The following is a 21,177-nucleotide window of genomic DNA, read 5'->3' as shown; positions in this document are numbered from 1 at the left end:
TGTTGGAGCAATTAAGTACCTTTTTAAACTATAATATTTAAATTTGCACCCAAAATAACACCAACACACTCATGTATAAATTGATAATTCGTCCGATACTTTTTTGGTTTGATCCAGAAGAAGTGCATTACTTTACTTTTTCATTCGTTAAATTCATTTCAAAAATCCCAGGAGTTTCGGCAATTATAAGATCAATTTATGAGGTAAAAGATTCTCGATTGGAAAGAGAAGTTTTCGGAATCAAATTCAAAAATCCAGTTGGACTTGCAGCTGGTTTTGATAAAGATGCAAAGCTTTACAAAGAATTAGGCGATTTTGGTTTTGGTTTTATCGAAATCGGAACGGTAACTCCGGTTGGACAAGAAGGAAATCCGAAAAAACGTTTGTTCCGTTTAAAACAAGATCAGGCAATTATTAACCGAATGGGATTTAATAATGGCGGCGTTCTAGAAGCTGTGGAGCGTTTGAAGAAAAATTCGGGAGTTTTAATTGGAGGAAATATTGGAAAAAACAAAGTAACGGATAACGAAGATGCGGTTAAAGATTACATCATTTGTTTTGATGCTTTGTATGATCATGTTGATTATTTTGTGGTAAACGTAAGTTCTCCAAACACTCCGAATCTAAGAGCGTTGCAAGATAAAGAACCTTTGACAGCTTTATTGCAGACTTTGCAGGATAGAAATGTTGAAAAACAAAAAACAAGCACGCAGAAAGCAAAACCAATTCTTCTAAAAATCGCTCCGGATCTTACAGATGAGCAATTGTTAGATATTATTGATATTGTAAAAACTACGCAGATTGCAGGTGTAATTGCAACCAATACAACCATTTCCAGAGAAGGTCTGCAATCTTCTAATCAGTCTGAAACGGGAGGTTTATCTGGAAAGCCATTAACAAAACGTTCTACAGAAGTAATTCGCTTTCTTTCGGAAAAAAGCAATAAAGCATTCCCAATTATTGGAGTAGGAGGAATTCACTCTGCAGATGATGCCATCGAAAAACTAAATGCAGGAGCAAGCTTGGTACAATTGTACACTGGTTTTATTTACGAAGGGCCAGCATTAATAAAAGCAATTAATAAGAAAGTTTTAGGACAGCTGTAAAAGCATTTGAACCAATAATCCTGCGAGAATTGCAATTCCAAAACTGATTAATGTGCCGATTAAAACATATTCGGTCAACTTTCGGTCTTTGGCTTCTTTTAAATCGCCAAATCTAAAAATGGATTTGGCAGCCAATAAAAATCCGATTGCTTCGAAATGATTCGTCAGGATAAATCCGAAAACGAATAAACGTTCCAGGATTCCGATATAATTTCCTGCAGCGACTAATGAGTTGTCCTGATTATTGATTTTGCTCTCAGGTGCCCAGATTGAAATTATGGTTTTAATAAAAATGGACGTTGGTTTGGTAAGGAGTAAAATACCAGTTGCAAAAATCCAAAACACATTATCCTGCCAAAAATAAGGGAGACTTTTGTTTTCATATAAAAGCACAACGCCAATTAAAACTAAAATATGGGCAATTTGATCCACTACAAACCAAGTGCGTTTGTTTTTCTTTTTTTGAAAATTTAGTTTGATCAAATCAATGATGCCATGCGTTAGGGCAATTAAAGTGGCGTAGGGAATAAAACGGATTTCGCTGGCTAGAATTGCTGCTAAAATTCCATGAAGCAGAATATGGATGTATAAGTAAATACTTTTATGTTTTTTGGTTTCTTTATCCGCAACCCAAGTTCCCGGCTGCCAGATAAAATCACCTAATAAATGTGCTAAAAGTAGTTTTACGAATAAAATCATAAGGTTGTGAGTTGTTTTATTTGAGTTCTAAAATATCGATCTAAATTCATAGCCAATTCAAATTGAGCACGTTTTTGTCTTCGGCTCACGGCAGCTTGATTGATGCCTAATTTCTGCCCCAGTTCTTCTTGCGAAAGTTTTGGGTTTTCTATTGCTAAGGCAATAAATTCTGCGGATTGTACTAGCCAGCTGTCCATAAAAGTTAACGCCAATTGCAGCATTAAATTGAGTTTCTCGTCAAAATTAGTATCTCCTGTTCGCAGTGCCAAAGTAACTTTCTGTTTTTTTAATGTTTCAAAAAGTTCTCCAGAATGAATAAAAGCCGAACCATTGCTTTCGGATATTTTTGTTGCATTATGTGTTTTATCTCCAAAACCAATACTCATCCTCGCGTCTGATTTTATGGCACGTAAACGAGCCTTAATTAAAATAGCAGCCAACAAGGCTTCTTCAGGATTAGAAACTTCTATCTGGAATTCATCACCACGATATACTTCCCATTGACTTGGCGTAGCACCAAACGGAGTTAGAATCTTTTTTAAATCTTCCACCCAATGTTCTGATTCCTGCTGTCTTGAACCAATTATGTCACCTGTAATTACACTAGTCATAATCAAATATAATTAAAAAATAATAAACTTTCTATTACAAATATAAGTAATAAAATTAATTATTACGTTTTTTGGTAATATTTTAAAATATTACGCTTTAGTGTAATAATTTCAGATATTACGATATTGAGTAATAATTGGCATTCTCTAAAATTCTTTTTTATTTCATTAAAAAAGAAACTAACTTAGCTTTTACAAAAGAATAAGCTTTGAATAAAGAAATCAAAATCATTGAATGTCCCAGAGATGCCATGCAAGGCATTAGAGATTTTATTCCAACACAAAATAAAGTTTCCTATATACAGGCTTTGCTTAGAGTGGGTTTTGATACTATTGATTTCGGGAGTTTTGTTTCTCCAAAAGCAATTCCGCAAATGCAGGATACTGCAACAGTTTTAGAACAGTTGGATTTGTCTCAAACTACTAGTAAATTACTTTCCATTATTGCCAATACGCAGGGAGCAGTAACGGCTTCAGAATATGAACAGATTCGATATTTAGGATTTCCATTTTCTATTTCAGAGAATTTCCAGATGCGTAACACGCATAAAACTATTGCAGAATCATTGGTTACATTAGAAGAAATACTAGAAGTGGCCGATAAAAAAAGTAAAGAAGTTGTAACTTATCTTTCCATGGGGTTTGGAAACCCTTACGGAGATCCGTGGAATGTAGAAATAGTAGCGGAATGGACAGAAAAGCTTGCAGGAATGGGCGTTAAAATTCTTTCACTTTCTGATACTGTTGGAACTTCTACGCCAGAAGTCATTACCTATTTGTTTTCTCATTTAATTCCAAAATACCCGAACATTGAATTTGGAGCCCATTTGCATACCACACCAGATACTTGGTTCGAAAAAATTGATGCAGCAGCAAAAGCCGGCTGTACACGTTTTGATGGTGCAATCCAAGGATTTGGAGGCTGTCCAATGGCAACCGATAAGTTAACGGGTAATATGCCCACAGAAAAACTGATTTCCTATTTTACTGCAAACAAAAAACATACTGGTTTAAACTCTTTAAGCTTTGAAAGCGCTTATAATGAAGCCTCAAAATTGTTTGGAAAGTTTCATTAAAAAGCATTGAGATATGAATGATTTTGAACTTTGGTTAGAATTTGAAGAAGTTGATCCAGAAAATTGGAAGAAAGAGAATGACTTTTGCAATATACATGTAATAATGAAAGATGGTAGACGATATGGAATAAATGTTTGGACATACGATTTTTTAAAAACAATAGTAGAATACGATAAAAAGCAAGGAGATAATTTAAATGGCTTATATCAAGTTCCTCCTGATTTATTTGTTAAAGAATTGTCTAGGGATTGTATCGAAAAAACAATTAACGATCTATTGAAAATTGGAAATTTAGAAGAAGTATTAAATTCTAGTATAGTTTCAAAAGATAGTGAATAATTCTCAATTACTCGGAAATTGTTTGGAAAGTTTCATTAATTAATAGTTATATTTACCTACCTTAGATAATGATTGTAAACATTAAGCGTTACCTTTAATGTTGAAATAGTATTTGCCATGAAATTAATTCCTTCTCATAAAATTTCAAGTCTGTTTTTTTTGACTTTCCTATTTTTTTCCTGTTCCAGCGAATTAGATTTCGACCAGATAAAAGATTTAAAATTAGAGCCGGTCGTTGTGGCAAATCTTGCCTATTTTGATATTCCTGCCAATCAGCTTATAGATGACGGTACAATCAATATAGCTTATGATGTTAGAAATTTTACTGTTTTTAAAGATAAATTTTTTAATGAACGATTAAAGAAAGCAGAGTTCGATTTTGAAATCGAAAATACTATTGATCGCACCTTTTCTCTAAATATGCTTTTGATGAACGATCAAAATGAAGTACTGCAGACGATATCTTTTCCTGTCCCTTCTTATCAAGGAGGTTCCAATGTTATAAAATATCCAACAGAAGTTTTTGAAAATGAACGCTTAGCTCTTCTAAAACAAACCACTAAAATAGGATTCGTAGTTTTAGTTGCTTCAGGCGACCCCTTGAATAGCCAAAGTTTAGGAAGCCTAAAATTGAAATCAAGTGCAACAGCTTATTTAGTGATAGAATGAGAAAAATATATCTGATTTTCGGCATCGTTTTTCAGCTTTCTTGTTTCGCTCAAAATAAAGAAGTGCTGTATAATTTTACTCAAATTCCACAGTCATTACTTGTAAATCCAGGAGCTGATGTTTCTTATAAATATTATTTCGGCTTTCCAGTTTTATCTGGAATTTCTGCCAATGTAGGATCGAAAGGTTTTACGGCCTATGACTTATTTGCAGCTAATGGAGTCGATTTTAATCAAAAACTTCGAGATGTAATCAATAAATCTTCCCGAAACGATAAAGTAATGACCAATCAGCAATTGGAAATATTTTCTGGCGGTTTTAGAGTAGGGGGAAGAGAAAGTAAGTCGTATGTTTCTTTTGGACTGTATCAGGAATTTGATTTTTTCATGTATGTTCCTAAAGATCCTGCTCTGCTGGCTCTGAATGGAAATCGAGATTATATTGGAAAATCTTTTAATCTGGGAGATTTAACTGCCAAAGCTGAGGTGCTTTCTGTATTTCATATCGGATATCATAAAAAAGTAAACGATAAATTTGTTTACGGCGGACGTGCAAAAATCTACTCAAGCGGTGCAAATGCAACTTCAACTAAAAACTCAGGATATATTTATACAGGACAGAATGCTGGAAATCCAAATGTTTACGATCAAGTTATTTCTTCTAATTTAGAATTAAAAACTTCTGGAATTTCTAAGTTTACCAAAGATGAATACGAAGGAAACGTAGCTAGAGATTTAGTAAGTAATACTTTTTTTGGTGGAAGTTTAGGACTTGGAGTAGATGCCGGAATTACCTATTACATCAAAGATAATCTACAGCTTACAGCCAGTATAATTGATTTAGGATTTATAAGACAATCTAAAGATATCGAAACGCTTACTTACAAAGGAACCTATCAATACAATGGAGTAAATCCTGATTTTATGGGCAATGATGATCCTGAAGACGTTTTTGATGAATTCGAAAAAGCCATTCCAAGAGATACATTATACAATAAATACACTACTTGGCGTCCAACTAAATTCTATTCGTCCATTCAATATTCATTTGGAGAAGCACGTCCAGATGATGAATGTAACTGTAGAGGTCAGGTTAATAAATATTATAAAAATGCCGTAGGAGCACAGCTTTTTGCTATGACCACACCGCGTGAACCTATTGCGGCTTTGACCGCTTTTTATCGAAGAAATATTTTTAGAAAATTAGATGTAAAAGCAACTTATACCTTTGATTCATTCTCAAACAAGAATATAGGATTAGGAATTGCAGGAACAATTGGCGCAGTTAATATTTACGCTCTTGTAAATAATATTCTCGAATATAAAGATTTGTCTAAAGCGAACAGCGCGGCATTTCAACTCGGAATTAATTTTGTTTTTCAAGATAAAGAAGATTAATTAGAAGCTATTTCCAGCTGTCCATTTCAAGCACTCGAGCCAAAATACTTTTTTTCAAGGCATAAAAAGAGCTTCCGTTGGTCGCTTTTTTAAGCCAGAAAAAAATGTATTTTAGCTTTTCGTGGCTTTTCATTTCCATCTGGGCTAGGCAGTAGAATTTTGTAAGACGATTCGTGTAAGGATAAATTTATGAATAAGTTAGTATTCAAGTTAGCAATTTATTCACTATATTTGCACGCAATTCAACTAGAAATTGCACCATGATAGCACACAACTCCAAGATTATCGGCGAAGGTTTAACTTACGACGATGTATTATTAGTACCTAACTACTCGAATGTGCTTCCCCGCGAAGTGAGTATCAAATCAAAATTCTCAAGAAACATTACATTAAACGTTCCAATTGTATCTGCTGCTATGGATACAGTTACTGAAAGTGCAATGGCAATTGCTATGGCGCAAGAAGGCGGAATCGGTGTTTTACATAAAAATATGACGATCGAACAACAAGCAGGAAAAGTTCGAAAAGTAAAACGTGCAGAAGCTGGTATGATTATCGATCCGGTAACTTTACCAATGAATTCTACAATTGCTGATGCAAAAAATGCCATGAAAGAATTCGGAATCGGTGGTATTCCAATCGTTGACGAAAACAGAATCTTAAAAGGAATTGTAACCAATCGTGACTTACGTTTCGAGAAAAATGGAGCAAGACCAATCGCTGAAGTTATGACAAGCCAAAACTTAGTAACGGTTTCTGAAGGAACTTCTTTAGAGCAGGCTGAAGTGGTTTTACAAGGTCATAAAATCGAAAAATTACCAGTTGTAAACGATAAAAACGAATTAGTTGGTTTAATTACGTTTAGAGATATTACAAAACTGACTCAAAAGCCAATCGCAAACAAAGATTCTTTTGGTCGTTTAAGAGTTGCCGCTGCAATTGGAGTTACCGGAGATGCAGTTCAAAGAGCTGAAGCTTTAGTAAATGCTGGTGTAGACGCAATCATTATCGATACAGCACACGGACATACAGAAGGTGTTGTAAATACATTAAAAGAAGTTAAATCAAAATTCCCTCAAATAGATGTTATCGTTGGAAACATCGCAACGCCGGAAGCTGCTAAATATTTAGTAGAAAATGGTGCAGACGGTGTAAAAGTAGGAATCGGACCAGGTTCTATCTGTACTACACGTATCGTTGCAGGTGTTGGTTTCCCTCAGTTTTCAGCAGTTTTAGAAGTTGCTGCAGCGATTAAAGGAACTGGAGTTCCAGTAATTGCAGATGGTGGAATTCGTTATACAGGAGATATTCCTAAAGCAATCGCTGCAGGTGCTGACTGTGTAATGTTAGGTTCATTATTAGCAGGAACAAAAGAATCTCCTGGTGAAACTATTATTTTTGAAGGAAGAAAATTCAAATCTTACCGCGGAATGGGTTCTGTTGAAGCGATGCAAACGGGTTCAAAAGATCGTTATTTCCAAGATGTTGAAGACGACGTTAAAAAATTAGTTCCAGAAGGAATTGTTGGACGTGTTCCTTACAAAGGTGAATTGAACGAAAGTATGCTTCAGTTTATTGGAGGTCTTCGCGCCGGAATGGGATACTGTGGTTCAAAAGATATTCCTACTTTACAGGAAACAGGACGTTTCGTGAGAATCACTTCAAGCGGAATCACTGAAAGTCACCCACATAACGTAACAATTACAAAAGAAGCTCCAAATTATTCTAGATAATTTTTAGTTTCTCACTATGAAACAAAAGGCGTAAGATTTAATTCTTACGCCTTTTTTGTATCTTAAAATCTGCTATTCAAAATATCTTCCGCAACAATATCAGAATGCAGTAAATCTTCCATTTTCTTCGTCATGCGTTGTGCTTCTAAAGCATAACCAAACATTTTTTGTTCATAATCAGCGATAGCTTCGTCAATTGTTTCGAATTTTCCATTGGTTAGGTTTTCTGTTAAATGAAAAGCATCAAAAAGGCCCATATTTACGCCTTCTCCTGCGAACGGAGGCATTAAATGTGCTGCGTCTCCCACAAGAGTTATGTTTGAATGTTTTTTCCAAGGTTCTTCCAAAGAAAATAATCGCAAAGGCAGGCCCGAAAATTCGGTCGATGCGACAAAGAATTTTTTGTAATCATCTCCCCAATTTTTAAAAGTTTCATTTAAAAAAGTAATCACAGCTTGATCATCCTCAAAATTGATTCCATGATTAGTAATCCAATCTTCATCTGCTTTAAAAGAAACTCCAAAATGTACTGAACCATCACGCATCGTATGAGTATAAAACATTTTATGTTCGCCCATCGCCATGACGTTTCCGTTTCCGTATTTAGGTTTGAATTCTGGATAATCTTGATCTGGATTTACAATTTCTCCTTGAATAATATAAGTTCCAGAAAGTTGTGGTTCCTGATCGCTTACAAATTTTCGGGCATTAGATCTTCCTCCGTTTGCTACAATAACAAAATCAGCAGTTGCTGTTTTGCCGTTTTTGAATTCCAAAATATATTGATTGTCTGTTTTTTCAAGATTTATCAATTGACAGTCCCAAACAACAGTTTCTTCTTGGAGATTCTCCAGCATAATTTTTCTAAGATCGTTTCGGTCAATTTCAGGACGAGAAAAAGCATTCGTTTCGTTAGGCATTTCGTCAGAAGTAATATTTCCGTCAATATCAGCCATTTTCTCGCCAGTTGGTCTCGCGTATTTATAAAACTCGTCCATTAAACCCGCTTTTTGAATCGCATATTGACCAGAATCTGAGTGAATATCAAGTGTTCCACCCGAAGTTCGGTCCTGAGCATTTAGATCTCTTTCATAAACCGTAACGTCAGCGCCATTTATTTGTAAAATTCGAGCAGTTGTTAACCCGACTGGGCCACCACCAATAATGGCAATTTTTTTATTTTCTATAATTGTAGTTTTCATTGTATTTATTTTTTTTGTAATTGCAATTGTCATTGATTTTTGCAATTGTTATTGAAATTGAAAAATTAAGGAGTAAGAGCTTTTAGAACCAGATTAAAAGTTTCGTTTTTAAGTTCGTCTGTAAACACAAAAGGTTTTCCGGACATGGATTTTCCTTCTCTATGAAGTTCTAAGAGAGAATAGAGCGAGCCATAAGCAATACTCCAAAAAACTTCAAAAGTAACTGGAATAAGTTCTTTTTTTTCGATAGCATAAAGAATGAATTGTGACATGGTTTGTTTAAAACCACCTGTAATTTCTTCTACAATAGCATCGCCGTAAGTAGATTGTTTCAAGATTTCAAAACAAGTTGCTTCAAGGGTAAAATTAAGAGTGAAATAAATACGATTCTCCCACTGATTTTTAAGTCCGTCTTTAAAAGACATTTCTGGAGAAAAACCTTCCAGCATTTTATTAAATAGTTTTTGTCCAATTTCGATTCCTATTTTTCGAATCAAATCTTCTTTGTCCGAGTAATAAATGTAAAGAGTTGCAACAGAAATCCCGCATTCTTTTGCCAAACGGTTCATTCCAAAACCTTCTACGCCTTGGTTTACGATCATTTCAATTGCTTTTTGTTTTACAATCTCTTCTTTATTAATATCTCGTGTTCTCATAATTCTAAGTAATTAGAGTACAAAGATATAAATAATAAATGAACGATCGCTTATTTATTTAATATTTTTGTTTTATAATAAAAAAGCCCGCAAAAACTAATGTTTTACGAGCTAAAAAAAAATACTTCGTTTGAAAATCCTAAATCTCAGAACTCTGATTAGATTCTCTAAGATTTTGATTTTCTAAAATCTCTTTTAAAAATGGCTTTGTCTCAGTTTCAATCTCAGATTCTGATATATTTAAAGCTTTTGGATCTGATGCCAATTGCAGCCAAGGCTTTGGCCCGTCAAAATCATAACTTCCAAAAACGATAACAGGAGTTCCTTTTACTTTTACATTTTCTTTGTCTTTCAAAATCCATTCATCAGCAAATTTGTAAAGGAATTTAGCATCCTTTTCTAATAACCTTAAACAGGAATGAGAAGCTGGATAACCTGGTAGTTCATATTGATGAAAACCAACTCCTAGTTTATTTTCGATATTGAAATTCCATTTTAGCTCCCATTCGTCATTAAACGTGCTGGTTGTTTTTTCGGCTTTCCAGTTTGTGAAAAATAAGCCTGTTGGAGTAGGATCTTTTTTTCTTCCCATATTGGTTGGTCCTGTACGAACTAATTCGCCATTTTCATAGGCGGCAAAAGTCTGTGTTGGATAAGAAAATAAGATGATTTTCGAAACTTCCTGCAAAGCAGCGACATGTATTGGGAATGGAAGGTAATAAACTAGATCGCCACTAAAATCTGCTGGAATTACTACTGAATCTAATTTTTTTAAATTGGCTTTATCAGTTCTGTTTATTGCATAAACAATGTTCATTTTAGTGCTGTCAGCTTCATTCGCTTTGAGCCATTCTTTCGTTTTTTGGAACTGGTAAGAAACTGCGACTTCGGGCTCTTTATATTCAACTACTTTTTTAGCGGTTTTATTTTCTGTTATTTCAATGGTATCTGTTTTTTTACAGGAAACCATTAAAACTAATATCAATATAAGTAGGGCGTTTGCGGTGTAATATAACTTTTTCATAGGTTGTTAATTTTATAAAAATAAAGTTATACATCTGATAGCCAAAAAGGGTTACATAATTTTTTGAATTGGTTTCGGGATTTACATTTTTAGATTGATGATAAAAAAGAATTGATATCCTGACTCCATTGGAGCTTGTTTTTTATTAAGTAGTTTTCATGTCCTGTATTTTTGTAAACACGAAGTTCTTTAAAGCCATTTAGATTTTTATAAATTTCATCTATTTCTGATCTGCTGACGCTCTTATCTTTTTCACCATAAAGCAATAATGTGGGACAGTTTATTTTTTCGGCATATTCTGAAGGATTATGGTTAAATCCCCAAAAGCCATTTTGTATGCCGCCCCAAAAAAGTAAAATTCCTGCCATTGGAAAAGTGGGTGCATGCATTTTCTTAAATCTGGCACAAACAGTTTGATACATGGAACCAAATGGGCATTCTATGATTATTGCTTTTGGATTTACTTTGTTGTCCTTAATACATTTCATTATAGAAACAGCTCCCATAGAAGTGCCAAATAAATAAATATTTTTTTCTCCTGTTGATGATATGTAATCAAAACAAGTTTTTACTTCTTCAGCTTCTTTAAAACCAATTGTAGTTTGATTTCCTTCAGAGTTTCCGCTTCCCATAAAATCAACAAGCATAGTACTAAAACCTAATTTTAAAAACTCATTTGATTTATCTAGCATTGATGATTTCTCGCCACCATAACCATGAAATAGAATAACTGTTCCTCTAGAGTTTTGATTTTTAATCAGCCAGCATTCTATTTCTTTATTGCTTTTTAGTTTTATGGTTTGATATTTCTGAGTTGGAAATTTTTTATTTAGAGGTTTTGGATTGTTTACTCCAAAGAATAAAGTTTTGACTTTTTCAAAAGAGGAGAGCTTTTCAGGGCTCTCCGTTTTTTGGGACTTAGATTCTGCAAAATGAGTAAATTTATAAGCATGGATAAATGCTATTACATTTAGACATATGAAAAGAAATGCTATTATTTTAAAATATTTGTTACGGAATAGCTTCATTTAAAAATGTCCTAATTGTATATTTTGATTTTGTTATTTCTGATTAGAAATTACATTTCTAATTTTAAAGTTTGCCCTTCGACAAGTATTCCTTGTGAAGAAGTTATTTTAATTTTTTGATCCATAGTGTAACCAAGTGTTTCCCCATTTTTAAAAGTAACATCACTATCAATTACATAAGCGATTATATTGGAAATGAAACCATATAATTCTTCAAGTGGTAATTGAGAATTTAAAACTTCCATTTCTTGTTTTCCAAATTCCTTTAATCCATAAGTATAAATGCTGTTTCCTTGTTCAGAAGTTCTAATTCCAATATAAATCCATAAATGAATTGGAGATTTTTGTTGTTGTAAATCGGGAATGTATTCTAAATACTGCGATTTAGATATTAATAAGGTTTGACTGCCTTGATAAATCCCTAATGAATTGGATGTCGAAAGAATAGAACATAATAATTTGCTTAAAATGGTGAATCTTTCCAATTGACTTTTTGGCCCAGACATAACAGAAACGATGGCATGTCCGTCAAAATTTTTTAAATCTTCTTCTGCTGTTTGCCAGCTATAAGTATATTTGGCAGTTCCCGAGATATCTTCCCAGGGAATTTGTGCTCCTACAAATGCAACAGCTATTAATTCACCGTTTATTTTAAAAATGGCAGAATTATCATCTCCTGTAAAATCGGTAACTGATAATCCCCAAAAATCTTTTAGGTCCTGTATTACATTCTCTATACTGTAACGCTCGTTATTTTCGAACATTGGCATGGCAAGTAATAAATTGCTTTCTGTTTTTTCTGTTTTTTCCGAAGTTTCTTTTTTCTTGAAAAAGTCAAATAATCCCATTTAAATTATTATTAGATTAGTGTTTTTTTTAAGTTGATTTTTAACACTAAAATACTCAAAAAAAATTAAATCAAACCTTTAATTTTTGCATGCTGTAACAGCATAATAGTTTTTGCATCTGTAATTTCTCTAGATTCGATCATAGCATAAGCTTCATCAAAAGTGTATTCTAAAACTTCAATATTTTCCTGTTCAGCATCCAATCCGCCACCTTCGCTAACTTTCATGCTTTCATCATATTCTCCAACAAAAAGATACAAAATTTCGGTTACGGCACCTGGCGACATATAGGTCTCAAAAACTTTCTCCACTTTAGAAATACGATAACCTGTTTCTTCTTCTGTCTCACGGATGATTGCGGTTTCGGGATTGTCTTTGTCTAAAAGTCCTGCGCAGACTTCTATCATCATTCCGTCTTTATTTCCGTTGAGAAAAGTTGGTAAACGAAACTGACGCGTTAAAATGACTGTTTTTTTAGTTGAATTGTATAATAAAATTCCAGCGCCATTACCGCGATCATAAACTTCACGCATATGAATTTCAGATACACCATTTTCTTTTTGGTAATCAAAAGTAACTCGGTTAAGGATATACCAATTGTCTGATAATAATTTAGTTTCTTTAATTTCAACTTTTGGATTTTTCATAAATGAAATAATTTGTATAAAAAAACGCTCTGATAATCAGAGCGTTTAAATGTATTATTTTGTAATTGTTTGCTTTCTGTCTGGTCCAACCGATACAATTTTGATTGGTACTTCGATTTCTTTTTCAATAAACTCAATATATTCTTTTAGCTCAACTGGCAGTTGATCATAAGTTGTCAATCCCGTTAAATCTTGTTTCCATCCTTTAAATTCTTTGTAAACCGGAGTAACATTTTCTGGTTCAATGTTGTAAGGGAAGTGAGAAATGTTTTGTCCTTTGTAGTTGTACTCTGTACAAACTTTTAGAGTTTCAAATCCAGAAAGAACGTCACCTTTCATCATCATTAATTGTGTAACTCCATTAACTTGAACAGCATATTTCAAAGCTACTAAGTCTAACCATCCGCAACGTCTTTGTCTTCCTGTTACAGAACCAAATTCGTTTCCAACTCTTGCCATTGTAGCACCCACTTCGTCAAAAAGTTCAGTTGGGAAAGGTCCGCTACCAACGCGAGTAACGTAAGCTTTGAAAATTCCGTAAACTTCTTTGATTTTGTTAGGAGCAATTCCTAAACCAGTACAAGCTCCTGCTGCAGTAGTATTTGATGAAGTTACAAAAGGATAAGTTCCAAAATCAACATCTAATAAAGATCCCTGAGCACCTTCACAAAGAATAGATTTTCCAGCTTTTTGAGCCTGGTGCATATATTCTTCACTGTCAATGAAATCTAATTTTTTTAATTCTTCGATAGCTTCAAAGAATTCTTTTTCTAGTTCCGCTAAGTTGTATTGAATATTAACATCGTAAAAAGCAATCATCGCTTCGTGTTTGTCAGCTAAAGCTCTGTAACGATCTTTGAAATCTTCTAATTCAATATCTCCAACACGTAAACCATTTCTACCTGTTTTGTCCATATAAGTTGGTCCAATTCCTTTAAGAGTAGAACCAATTTTAGCTTTTCCTTTTGAAGCTTCAGAAGCAGCGTCAAGTAAACGGTGAGTTGGTAAAATTAAATGTGCTTTTCTAGAAATGATTAATTTACTTTTGATATCAAGGTTGAATTTCTCTAAACCTTCAATCTCTTTTTGAAAAACTACTGGGTCAATTACAACGCCATTTCCGATGATATTTACTGAGTTTTTATGAAAAATTCCAGAAGGGATAGTTCTAAGTACGTGTTTAATTCCGTCAAATTCTAATGTATGTCCTGCATTTGGTCCTCCTTGAAAACGTGCAATAATATCATAATTTGAGGTAAGTACATCTACAATTTTTCCTTTACCTTCATCTCCCCATTGTAATCCTAGTAATAAATCTACGGTCATTCTTTTTTAATTTGCGTTGGGACAGTCTAAGCCATCCTACTGATTATGTAGTTAATTTTCTTTTTTTTTGTCTTTTTTGAAAAAGTCTGATTTTTCAGACTATGAATTCGAATTCTGCTTTTTGTTTCCGTAGAAATAAAGCGAATGATTTGTAATTTCGATATCAAATATTTCTTCGATCGTTTTTTTGATCGTTTGAATTCTTGGGTCGCAAAATTCAATTACTTCTCCAGAATCAGTCATGATAATGTGATCGTGCTGTTTGTCGAAATAAGACTTTTCGTAGTAAGCCTGATTTTGCCCAAATTGATGCTTTCTAACCAAAGCGCAGTCTAACAATAACTCAATCGTGTTGTATAAAGTAGCTCTACTCACACGATAGTTTTTGTTTTTCATTTTGATATACAGATTTTCGATGTCAAAATGTTCCTCGCTGTCGTAAATTTCCTGAAGTATAGCATAACGCTCAGGAGTTTTGCGATGCCCTTTTTGCTCAAGATACATTGTAAAAACGTTTTTTACAATTTCTTGATTTCTAGTGTTGTCAGTTGAAATGAGTGTCATATCCGGCAAAGATAAATTTTTATTTTCAATCAATAAAAGTTTCGGGTTTAAAGTTTAGTTATAAATCCCTTATAGATAGGTTAAAAAGTTAGGTTCTGTATTCTCTTGTGACCTTATCAACACCATCAATTTTCTTAATGGCATTGATCATTTTCTTCAAAATGGTGTTGTTTTTTACAATTACTGCAATCTGACCGTGAAAAATTCCTGCATCAGTACTCAAAGAAATACTCTGAATATTAACGCTCATATTATTCGAAATTACTCTGGTCAATTGATTTGTAAGTCCAAGAACATCCATTCCTGTGATATTGATAATGGCTTTGAATTCTTCCTGAGACGAATCGATCCATTTGGCACTCATGATTCGGTACGCATAATTAGACTGCATTCCGATAGCGTTAGGACAGTCTTTTTTATGCACTTTAATTCCTTCGTTGATAGTCACGAAACCAAATACATCATCACCTGGAATTGGATTACAGCATTGCGATAATTTATAATCCAGCTTGTCATGTTCTGTTCCAAAAACCAGCATGTCGTAGTTACTGCTGATAACTGGTTTATGAATATCTTCGGCGGCAGTTGTATCTTTATTTCGTTTAATTTTATTTTTAAAGAAATTGATAAAAGAATTGCTTTTCTGCGCTGCATAATCTTTTAACTGCTGATTTTCAATCGCACCAATTCCAACTCTGTAAAATAAATCTAAACTTGTTTTTAATTTAAAGAAGTTTACTAATTCATTGGTTACTTGTTCGTTAAAGGTAACTTTTAGGTGTTTTAATTTTCTAACAAGTAATTCTTTTCCTTCTTCTGCAATTTTTTTAGTGTTCTCGTTAAGAACGTTTTTAATCTTATTCTTTGCTCTCGAAGTTGTTACATATTCCAGCCAGTTTACTGTTGGTTTTTGGTTTGGAGAAGTGATAACTTCAACCTGATCGCCACTTTTTAATTCGTGGTTTAGCGGTACTAATCTTCCATTTACGCGAGTTCCGCGGGTCTTAATTCCAATTTCCGAGTGAATGCTGAAAGCAAAATCCAATGAAGTAGCACCTTTTGGCAATGATTTGATTTCTCCTTTTGGCGTAAAGACGAAGATTTCTTTAGAATATAAATTCATTTTAAAATCTTCAACAAAATCTACCGCATTGGTTTCAGGGTTTTCTAAAGCTTCACGAAGAAGATTCAGCCATGTATCTAAACCACTTTCTTCCGTTGCTCCGTTTTTGTATTTGTAATGTGCAGCGTAACCTTTTTCGGCAATTTCGTCCATACGCTCACTTCGAACCTGAACTTCAACCCAGCGACCTTTTGGCCCCATAACCGTAATATGAAGTGCTTCGTAACCAGTTGATTTCGGGGAAGAAATCCAGTCGCGTAAACGGCTCGGGCTTGGTCTATAATGATCTGTTACGATGGAGTATATTTTCCATGCTATAAATTTTTCGTCATGTGGATCCGCTTTATAGACAATTCGAAGCGCAAATTTGTCGTAAACTTCATCGAAGGTTACATTTTGCGCACGCATTTTTCTGCGAATCGAATAAATAGATTTTGGTCGGCCTTTGATAATATAATCAACGCCCTCATTGTCTAAAGATTTCTTTAAGACATCAGAAATGTCTTTTATGTAAGCATCTTGTTCTTCTTTCGTTTCACGAATTTTGCTTACAATATCATTATAAATGGCAGGTTCTGTATATTTTAATCCTAAATCTTCCAGTTTAGTTTTAATGTTGTAAAGTCCCAAACGGTGTGCAAGAGGCGCATAAATGTATAACGTTTCAGATGCAATTTTGGTTTGTTTGTATTCCGCCATCGAATCCATCGTCTGCATGTTGTGAAGACGATCAGCCAATTTGATCAAAATTACACGAACGTCATCATTTAGCGTCAGAATCATTTTTCTGAAATTCTCTGCTTGCATTGAAGCATTTAAGTCTTTTTGAACCAATGAGATTTTAGTAAGACCTTCAACCAATTGCGCTACTTTCGGATTAAATAAGCGTTCAATATCTTCAACAGTTATTGGAGTATCTTCTACAACATCATGAAGTAAGGCTGCGGCGATAGAGGTTGCACCCAGACCAATTTCTGAGGCAACAATTTTTGCAACTGCAATAGGATGAAAGATATAAGCTTCTCCCGATTTTCGTCTCTGTTCTTTGTGAGCATCAACGGCGACATCAAATGCTTTTCGAATTAATTTTTTGTCTGAAGGGCTTAAAGTTTGGTAGCTTATTCGGAGTAATTCCTTGTATTCGTGTGCAATAGCTTTGTTTTCTTTTTCAATATCTATTTCTGTCATAACGGCATAGTTCAAGTACTAAAAATAAGAATTAGTTTCAATATACACAAGGCTTTATGATTGCTGATTTTAGAGTACAGATTTTAGATTTTTGAGGGTGTAATTTTAAGATTCTTGTCTGTAAAAAGGGCTTCGACTTCGCTCAGCCTGACAGTAAAAAAGAAAGTAAATTCCAATTTTTTAAATCCCAAATTCCAATATCAATGTCAATGTCAAAAATCAATATCAATTTAAAATAATCTAAAAGACTTTAAATACGCAAAGCGAAGTAATTTTTTTTTTAAAAGGAGCGAAGCGACTTTTAGAAAATCTAAAATCTAAAATCTAAAATCTAAAATCTAAAATCTAAAATCTAAAATCTAAAATCTAAAATCTAAAATCTAAAATCTAAAATCTAAAATCTAAAATCCTCTCTGTCTTTTGGCTTCAAAAATTAAAATAGCTGCGGCAACAGAAACGTTCATGCTGTCGATTTCTCCCTGCATTGGGATAATGATATTCTGTGTTGCTTCGTCACGCCATTGTTGTGTTAAACCTGTGGCTTCGGTTCCAACAACTAAAGCAGTTGGAGTAGTAAAATTTTGGGTGTGATAGGAAGTTGAATTTTGTAAAGTAGCACTGTAGAAATTAATCTTTTTTTCTTTTAAAAAAGCGATAATTTCTTCAGAGGTTCCCGTTGCAATTTGGTTGGTAAAAAGACATCCAACGCTGGAACGAACAATATTCGGATTATATAAATCACTTTTAGGATTGGCGATTAAAACGGCGTCTAAGTTTGCAGCATCAGCAGTTCGTAAAACAGCGCCGATATTTCCCGGTTTTTCTAAAGATTCGACAACCAGAATTAAAGGGTTTTCAGATAATTTTAAGTCTGATAATTTTAAAGATTTGGTTTTGGCTACAGCCAAAATACCTTCAGTAGTATCACGATAAGCCAATTTCTGATAAACTTCTTTATTGATTTCTATCAGTTGAAATGGATTTTGAATTAGCTTATTGATTTCATTTTCAGTAACTAATTCAGGTAAAAATAAAACTGTTTCAATTTCGTAACCGCCTTTTATGGCTAATGAAATTTCACGTTGTCCTTCTATCAAAAAAGTTCCGGTTTGTTTTCTGGCTTTGGCTTTTTCCTGAAGTAAAACCAAAGATTTAATAAACGGATTTTGAACAGACGTGATTTGTTTCATTTTTTTTAAGGCTCAAAGTTGCAGAGGGGCAAAGGTACAGAGTTTTTTTCTTCCTGCAAGATTTTTAAAACCTTGTAGGTTTGTTAAAAAAGGTTAGCCAAAAATTCATGAATTATTTTTTCTCACAGTTGAGTTAAAAAATAATTAGTGAATTCGTGGCTAATAAAAAATTGTTACTCTTCAGTAGGATTGTTTTCTTCTAAAAGAGCGGTCTCTTCTTCAGGTCTTGTAACTACTTGGTCTTTGTCTCCAAAAAGGAATTTCTTTATTGCGGCAAAAGCAGCGATAATTCCAATTACTATGAACTTTCCGAATTTTGCTAAAACAGCGAAGAATCCAACTTTTGCCAATACTTTTCCAGCTACTAAACCACCGATTGTCCAAGCGGCAACAGTATCAGTGTCAGCATCGAAATCAAGATATTTATGTCCGTCATTGAATTCAACACTTTTGATGATTCCAGGAATGCTTGCTTTTACCTCTGCTAATTGATCTACTCCAGCAACAGCAGAAATATTGTACATTCCTTTTCGTCCTAAAACTCTTAAATCGTAATTTAAAGTATGATTTTTATCTTCTCCAAACTGCAATTCTTTTGCCCAATGCAATACTTTTAGGTTGTTATCATAGAATGGTTTGGATGCCCAGCCAATTAATTGAACCTCAGGATAACCTGCAGTTTTTCTTTCGGTATTCGCGGCAGCAACATCTTCTTTCATGGTTTTTAGAAGATCATCATAATCAATATCATCTGCATCATCGTCTTTAACGTAACCATCGCCTTGATAACTGATTACAAACATCCAGCTGTCAGCATGTGTAACCCCTTTTCCGTCTGGAACAAGAGAACCAAGAATCGATTTGTCTTCTGGATTTCCCCATAAATTAGTCAAGACATTTTGGGTTTGCTCGGCATTTAAAAATTTAAATCCTTTTGGGACATTTAATGATCCGTCTCCTTCAGGAAGCGTAATTTTTCCAGTTTCATACTTGAAAGATTTGTCAATTTTGTCATAAAATGCCTTTAAAGTATCAGGCTCTTGTGCGCTGATTTTTGAAATCGAAAGGATCGATAACAATAAAAATAATAACGTTTTTTTCATTTGGGTTTAATTGGTTAAAAATTATTTATGGTTTTGGTTGTTTTAGAATAATTCTGAAATCTCTTTTTCAACAGGATGATCGGTTTTAAAATCATATCCCATTATTTTGGCGAGAGTTTGGGCAAATTGTTTTTGATAGAATTGAGATTCGGTTTTAATCTCGCCTTTTGGTGCAATTTCTGGTCCCATTGCAGCAAACCAAATTTCAGAAGCGCCTGGAACATCAGCACCGTGATCTGTCCATTGTGCTTTTACTTTGTCGCCGCGTCCATGATCTACGGTTATAAATAAGGTCGTTTTGTTTTTGTACTGCGGATCATTTTGAACAAAAGTCCAAATTTCCTGAATCCATTTGTCAACCTGATTCGCTGCATCCAAATATGAACGATATTGTGCATGATGTGCCCATTCGTCAGTTTCGCCATATGCAATATAAAGTACTTTTGGTTTTTTCGTTTTTAGTTCGTCTAAAGCCTGATAATGCGTAAAAACATCCAGACATTCATCCATGTGGAATGGTTTAAACGAACTGTCACGCATTTCATTTAATAGTTTTTGAGCGGCTGTTGGTTTATTTCCGCCGACTTTATCAAAAGCAGAAATTACTGTAAATCCGCTTCTTTCTTCGTTTAGAATTCGGTCAAAAGCATCCCAAGCACCAAATGCAGCAACCTTTCCTTTTAGCTTAGACTGCTGGTTTAAAAATTCGAGAACGTTTACATTCGGATTAGGTTTGTAGCTATTTGAATTGACTTTCAGATCCACATTTCCAGTCATGATTTCGCTGTAACCGGGATAACTAAACCAATACGGATTAGCAACATCAACTTTATTTCCTAAATCTCTATTACCATAAATCTGTCCTTTCGAAGCGATTTCAGACCAGAAAAAAGGCATGAGTTTTTTACGGGCTTCTTTGATATCGGCATCAGCATATTTTTTATAAATATAAGCGCTGTCTCCTTGATTGAATTTTTTGTCATTGGCAATTGCAGGATCAACTCCTTTGAAAACTTCCTGCCATCTAAAACCATCTGTAGTGATAATAATGATGTTTTCTGTTTTTTGAGCTAGAGATTTAAGGCTCAATAGAATGGTCAGAATAAAAAAAGCTTTTTTCATTACTTGTTAATTTGAAATAGAATTCAAAACTAAGTAATTTAATAAAGCAATTTTTACGTGATAACGTAATGTAACTATAAATTAATGCAAGGACAAAAAGAAGGTAAAACCGAATAAAGCTATTATTCGCTTTTTATGTTTTTTTTGAATTACAAAAGTTTAAGATTGAGAGATCAGGAATTCGATGTTTTAATAATGTTTATAAAAAATGAACCAGTTTTTGAGCTGAAATGCAAAAACCAAACATTATTTAATCTGTCAAGTTTTGTTGGGATATTTGTTTGATTGTTAATTTTGAATTCAATATCATTAAGTGTTTTATTTCCTAGAAACTTTATTTCGTTTTTTTCTTCTTTAATTTTTTCAAACCATTTAAAAATGGAAGATTCAATGTTTTCGGCTTTAACTTGTGAACAGTAAGTTCCTTCTCTAAATTGAAGTATATATGTGAAAATTGGTAATTCAATTCTATTCATAATTTTCTTTTTTAGACGACAGTTATTTACATTTTGGAAAGACGCACAC

At 33.7% G+C, this 21,177-nt stretch carries 21 protein-coding genes; 6 read left to right on the top strand and 15 right to left on the bottom strand.

Features of this window, described 5'->3' with window-relative positions; genetic code table 11:
- The first annotated feature begins 71 nt into the window (after positions 1 to 71).
- Positions 72 to 1,106 (top strand): quinone-dependent dihydroorotate dehydrogenase, encoded by a 1,035-nt coding sequence (locus tag GSY47_RS14315; RefSeq protein ID WP_179006951.1) that lies wholly within the window; start codon positions 72 to 74, stop codon positions 1,104 to 1,106.
- On the opposite strand, the gene GSY47_RS14310 is transcribed toward GSY47_RS14315, so the two are convergent.
- Both GSY47_RS14310 and GSY47_RS14305 read right to left on the bottom strand, forming a co-directional pair.
- A complete protein-coding gene (locus tag GSY47_RS14310; RefSeq protein WP_179006954.1) occupies positions 1,092 to 1,805 on the bottom strand; it encodes a DUF3307 domain-containing protein in 714 nt (237 codons plus the stop codon). The two genes, GSY47_RS14315 and GSY47_RS14310, sit on opposite strands and share 15 nt — an antisense overlap.
- On the bottom strand, positions 1,802 to 2,416 hold the full coding sequence (locus GSY47_RS14305) for a SatD family protein (protein WP_179006956.1): 615 nt from the start codon (positions 2,414 to 2,416) through the stop codon (positions 1,802 to 1,804). The genes GSY47_RS14310 and GSY47_RS14305 overlap by 4 nt, the downstream gene beginning before the upstream one ends.
- Before the next feature lie 209 nt (positions 2,417 to 2,625).
- On the opposite strand from GSY47_RS14305, the gene GSY47_RS14300 reads away from it, so the two are divergent.
- The 5 genes from GSY47_RS14300 (at position 2,626) to guaB (ending at position 7,631) form a co-directional block, all read left to right on the top strand.
- Positions 2,626 to 3,492: a hydroxymethylglutaryl-CoA lyase gene (locus GSY47_RS14300; protein ID WP_179006958.1), complete on the top strand. Its 867-nt coding sequence runs from the start codon at positions 2,626 to 2,628 to the stop codon at positions 3,490 to 3,492.
- 13 nt (positions 3,493 to 3,505) lie between these two features.
- Positions 3,506 to 3,832: a hypothetical protein gene (locus tag GSY47_RS14295; protein WP_179006960.1), complete on the top strand. Its 327-nt coding sequence runs from the start codon at positions 3,506 to 3,508 to the stop codon at positions 3,830 to 3,832.
- A 117-nt stretch (positions 3,833 to 3,949) separates the two neighbouring features.
- Positions 3,950 to 4,501, top strand: coding sequence for a hypothetical protein (locus GSY47_RS14290; RefSeq protein ID WP_179006962.1), 552 nt, complete (start codon positions 3,950 to 3,952; stop codon positions 4,499 to 4,501).
- The gene (locus GSY47_RS14285; protein WP_179006964.1) at positions 4,498 to 5,898 is read left to right on the top strand and encodes a DUF5723 family protein; all 1,401 of its coding nucleotides are present in this window, start codon (positions 4,498 to 4,500) and stop codon (positions 5,896 to 5,898) included. The genes GSY47_RS14290 and GSY47_RS14285 overlap by 4 nt, the downstream gene beginning before the upstream one ends.
- A 260-nt stretch (positions 5,899 to 6,158) precedes the next feature.
- Positions 6,159 to 7,631: an IMP dehydrogenase gene (guaB, locus tag GSY47_RS14280; RefSeq protein WP_219071417.1), complete on the top strand. Its 1,473-nt coding sequence runs from the start codon at positions 6,159 to 6,161 to the stop codon at positions 7,629 to 7,631.
- A gap of 62 nt (positions 7,632 to 7,693) precedes the next feature.
- On the opposite strand, the gene GSY47_RS14275 is transcribed toward guaB, so the two are convergent.
- From GSY47_RS14275 to GSY47_RS14215, 13 genes are all read right to left on the bottom strand, one after another.
- On the bottom strand, positions 7,694 to 8,833 hold the full coding sequence (locus GSY47_RS14275; RefSeq protein WP_179006968.1) for an FAD-dependent oxidoreductase: 1,140 nt from the start codon (positions 8,831 to 8,833) through the stop codon (positions 7,694 to 7,696).
- Positions 8,834 to 8,898: 65 nt separating this feature from the next.
- Positions 8,899 to 9,489, bottom strand: a complete 591-nt coding sequence (locus GSY47_RS14270; protein WP_179006970.1) for a TetR/AcrR family transcriptional regulator — start codon at positions 9,487 to 9,489, stop codon at positions 8,899 to 8,901.
- A 139-nt stretch (positions 9,490 to 9,628) separates the two neighbouring features.
- The gene (locus tag GSY47_RS14265) at positions 9,629 to 10,513 is read right to left on the bottom strand and encodes a L,D-transpeptidase (protein ID WP_179006972.1); all 885 of its coding nucleotides are present in this window, start codon (positions 10,511 to 10,513) and stop codon (positions 9,629 to 9,631) included.
- 89 nt (positions 10,514 to 10,602) lie between these two features.
- Positions 10,603 to 11,541 (bottom strand): alpha/beta hydrolase, encoded by a 939-nt coding sequence (locus GSY47_RS14260; protein WP_179006974.1) that lies wholly within the window; start codon positions 11,539 to 11,541, stop codon positions 10,603 to 10,605.
- A gap of 50 nt (positions 11,542 to 11,591) precedes the next feature.
- Positions 11,592 to 12,389: a DUF4261 domain-containing protein gene (locus tag GSY47_RS14255; protein WP_179006977.1), complete on the bottom strand. Its 798-nt coding sequence runs from the start codon at positions 12,387 to 12,389 to the stop codon at positions 11,592 to 11,594.
- 65 nt (positions 12,390 to 12,454) lie between these two features.
- Positions 12,455 to 13,036: an NUDIX domain-containing protein gene (locus GSY47_RS14250; RefSeq protein WP_179006979.1), complete on the bottom strand. Its 582-nt coding sequence runs from the start codon at positions 13,034 to 13,036 to the stop codon at positions 12,455 to 12,457.
- A gap of 54 nt (positions 13,037 to 13,090) precedes the next feature.
- Positions 13,091 to 14,362, bottom strand: a complete 1,272-nt coding sequence (locus GSY47_RS14245; protein ID WP_113677965.1) for an adenylosuccinate synthase — start codon at positions 14,360 to 14,362, stop codon at positions 13,091 to 13,093.
- A gap of 99 nt (positions 14,363 to 14,461) precedes the next feature.
- Entirely contained in the window at positions 14,462 to 14,926 is a 465-nt protein-coding gene (locus GSY47_RS14240) for a Fur family transcriptional regulator (protein WP_091496313.1), read from the bottom strand.
- 88 nt (positions 14,927 to 15,014) lie between these two features.
- Positions 15,015 to 17,237: a RelA/SpoT family protein gene (locus GSY47_RS14235; RefSeq protein WP_179006983.1), complete on the bottom strand. Its 2,223-nt coding sequence runs from the start codon at positions 17,235 to 17,237 to the stop codon at positions 15,015 to 15,017.
- Between the two features lie 401 nt (positions 17,238 to 17,638).
- On the bottom strand, positions 17,639 to 18,427 hold the full coding sequence (locus GSY47_RS14230; protein ID WP_179006986.1) for a TrmH family RNA methyltransferase: 789 nt from the start codon (positions 18,425 to 18,427) through the stop codon (positions 17,639 to 17,641).
- A gap of 173 nt (positions 18,428 to 18,600) precedes the next feature.
- The gene (locus tag GSY47_RS14225; RefSeq protein WP_219071416.1) at positions 18,601 to 19,530 is read right to left on the bottom strand and encodes a DUF2167 domain-containing protein; all 930 of its coding nucleotides are present in this window, start codon (positions 19,528 to 19,530) and stop codon (positions 18,601 to 18,603) included.
- 42 nt (positions 19,531 to 19,572) lie between these two features.
- A complete protein-coding gene (locus tag GSY47_RS14220; RefSeq protein ID WP_179006992.1) occupies positions 19,573 to 20,652 on the bottom strand; it encodes an alkaline phosphatase family protein in 1,080 nt (359 codons plus the stop codon).
- A 173-nt stretch (positions 20,653 to 20,825) separates the two neighbouring features.
- Positions 20,826 to 21,128, bottom strand: coding sequence for a hypothetical protein (locus GSY47_RS14215; protein WP_179006994.1), 303 nt, complete (start codon positions 21,126 to 21,128; stop codon positions 20,826 to 20,828).
- Positions 21,129 to 21,177: the final 49 nt, after the last annotated feature.

The sequence above is a fragment of the Flavobacterium quisquiliarum genome (genome assembly GCF_019308285.1).
GTDB classification, from domain to species: Bacteria; Bacteroidota; Bacteroidia; order Flavobacteriales; family Flavobacteriaceae; genus Flavobacterium; species Flavobacterium quisquiliarum.
The sequence above is the reverse complement of the archived record's forward strand: the minus strand, read 5'-3'. Positions and strand labels throughout refer to the sequence as shown.

Coding starts and splice junctions, on each gene's coding strand:
- GSY47_RS14315 (WP_179006951.1), top strand. CDS start 72: ATGTATAAATTGATAATTCGTCCGATACTTTTTTGGTTTGATCCAGAA.
- GSY47_RS14310 (WP_179006954.1), bottom strand. CDS start 1,805: ATGATTTTATTCGTAAAACTACTTTTAGCACATTTATTAGGTGATTTT.
- GSY47_RS14305 (WP_179006956.1), bottom strand. CDS start 2,416: ATGACTAGTGTAATTACAGGTGACATAATTGGTTCAAGACAGCAGGAA.
- GSY47_RS14295 (WP_179006960.1), top strand. CDS start 3,506: ATGAATGATTTTGAACTTTGGTTAGAATTTGAAGAAGTTGATCCAGAA.
- GSY47_RS14290 (WP_179006962.1), top strand. CDS start 3,950: ATGAAATTAATTCCTTCTCATAAAATTTCAAGTCTGTTTTTTTTGACT.
- GSY47_RS14285 (WP_179006964.1), top strand. CDS start 4,498: ATGAGAAAAATATATCTGATTTTCGGCATCGTTTTTCAGCTTTCTTGT.
- guaB (WP_219071417.1), top strand. CDS start 6,159: ATGATAGCACACAACTCCAAGATTATCGGCGAAGGTTTAACTTACGAC.
- GSY47_RS14275 (WP_179006968.1), bottom strand. CDS start 8,833: ATGAAAACTACAATTATAGAAAATAAAAAAATTGCCATTATTGGTGGT.
- GSY47_RS14270 (WP_179006970.1), bottom strand. CDS start 9,489: ATGAGAACACGAGATATTAATAAAGAAGAGATTGTAAAACAAAAAGCA.
- GSY47_RS14265 (WP_179006972.1), bottom strand. CDS start 10,513: ATGAAAAAGTTATATTACACCGCAAACGCCCTACTTATATTGATATTA.
- GSY47_RS14260 (WP_179006974.1), bottom strand. CDS start 11,541: ATGAAGCTATTCCGTAACAAATATTTTAAAATAATAGCATTTCTTTTC.
- GSY47_RS14255 (WP_179006977.1), bottom strand. CDS start 12,389: ATGGGATTATTTGACTTTTTCAAGAAAAAAGAAACTTCGGAAAAAACA.
- GSY47_RS14250 (WP_179006979.1), bottom strand. CDS start 13,036: ATGAAAAATCCAAAAGTTGAAATTAAAGAAACTAAATTATTATCAGAC.
- GSY47_RS14245 (WP_113677965.1), bottom strand. CDS start 14,362: ATGACCGTAGATTTATTACTAGGATTACAATGGGGAGATGAAGGTAAA.
- GSY47_RS14240 (WP_091496313.1), bottom strand. CDS start 14,926: ATGACACTCATTTCAACTGACAACACTAGAAATCAAGAAATTGTAAAA.
- GSY47_RS14235 (WP_179006983.1), bottom strand. CDS start 17,237: ATGACAGAAATAGATATTGAAAAAGAAAACAAAGCTATTGCACACGAA.
- GSY47_RS14230 (WP_179006986.1), bottom strand. CDS start 18,427: ATGAAACAAATCACGTCTGTTCAAAATCCGTTTATTAAATCTTTGGTT.
- GSY47_RS14225 (WP_219071416.1), bottom strand. CDS start 19,530: ATGAAAAAAACGTTATTATTTTTATTGTTATCGATCCTTTCGATTTCA.
- GSY47_RS14220 (WP_179006992.1), bottom strand. CDS start 20,652: ATGAAAAAAGCTTTTTTTATTCTGACCATTCTATTGAGCCTTAAATCT.
- GSY47_RS14215 (WP_179006994.1), bottom strand. CDS start 21,128: ATGAATAGAATTGAATTACCAATTTTCACATATATACTTCAATTTAGA.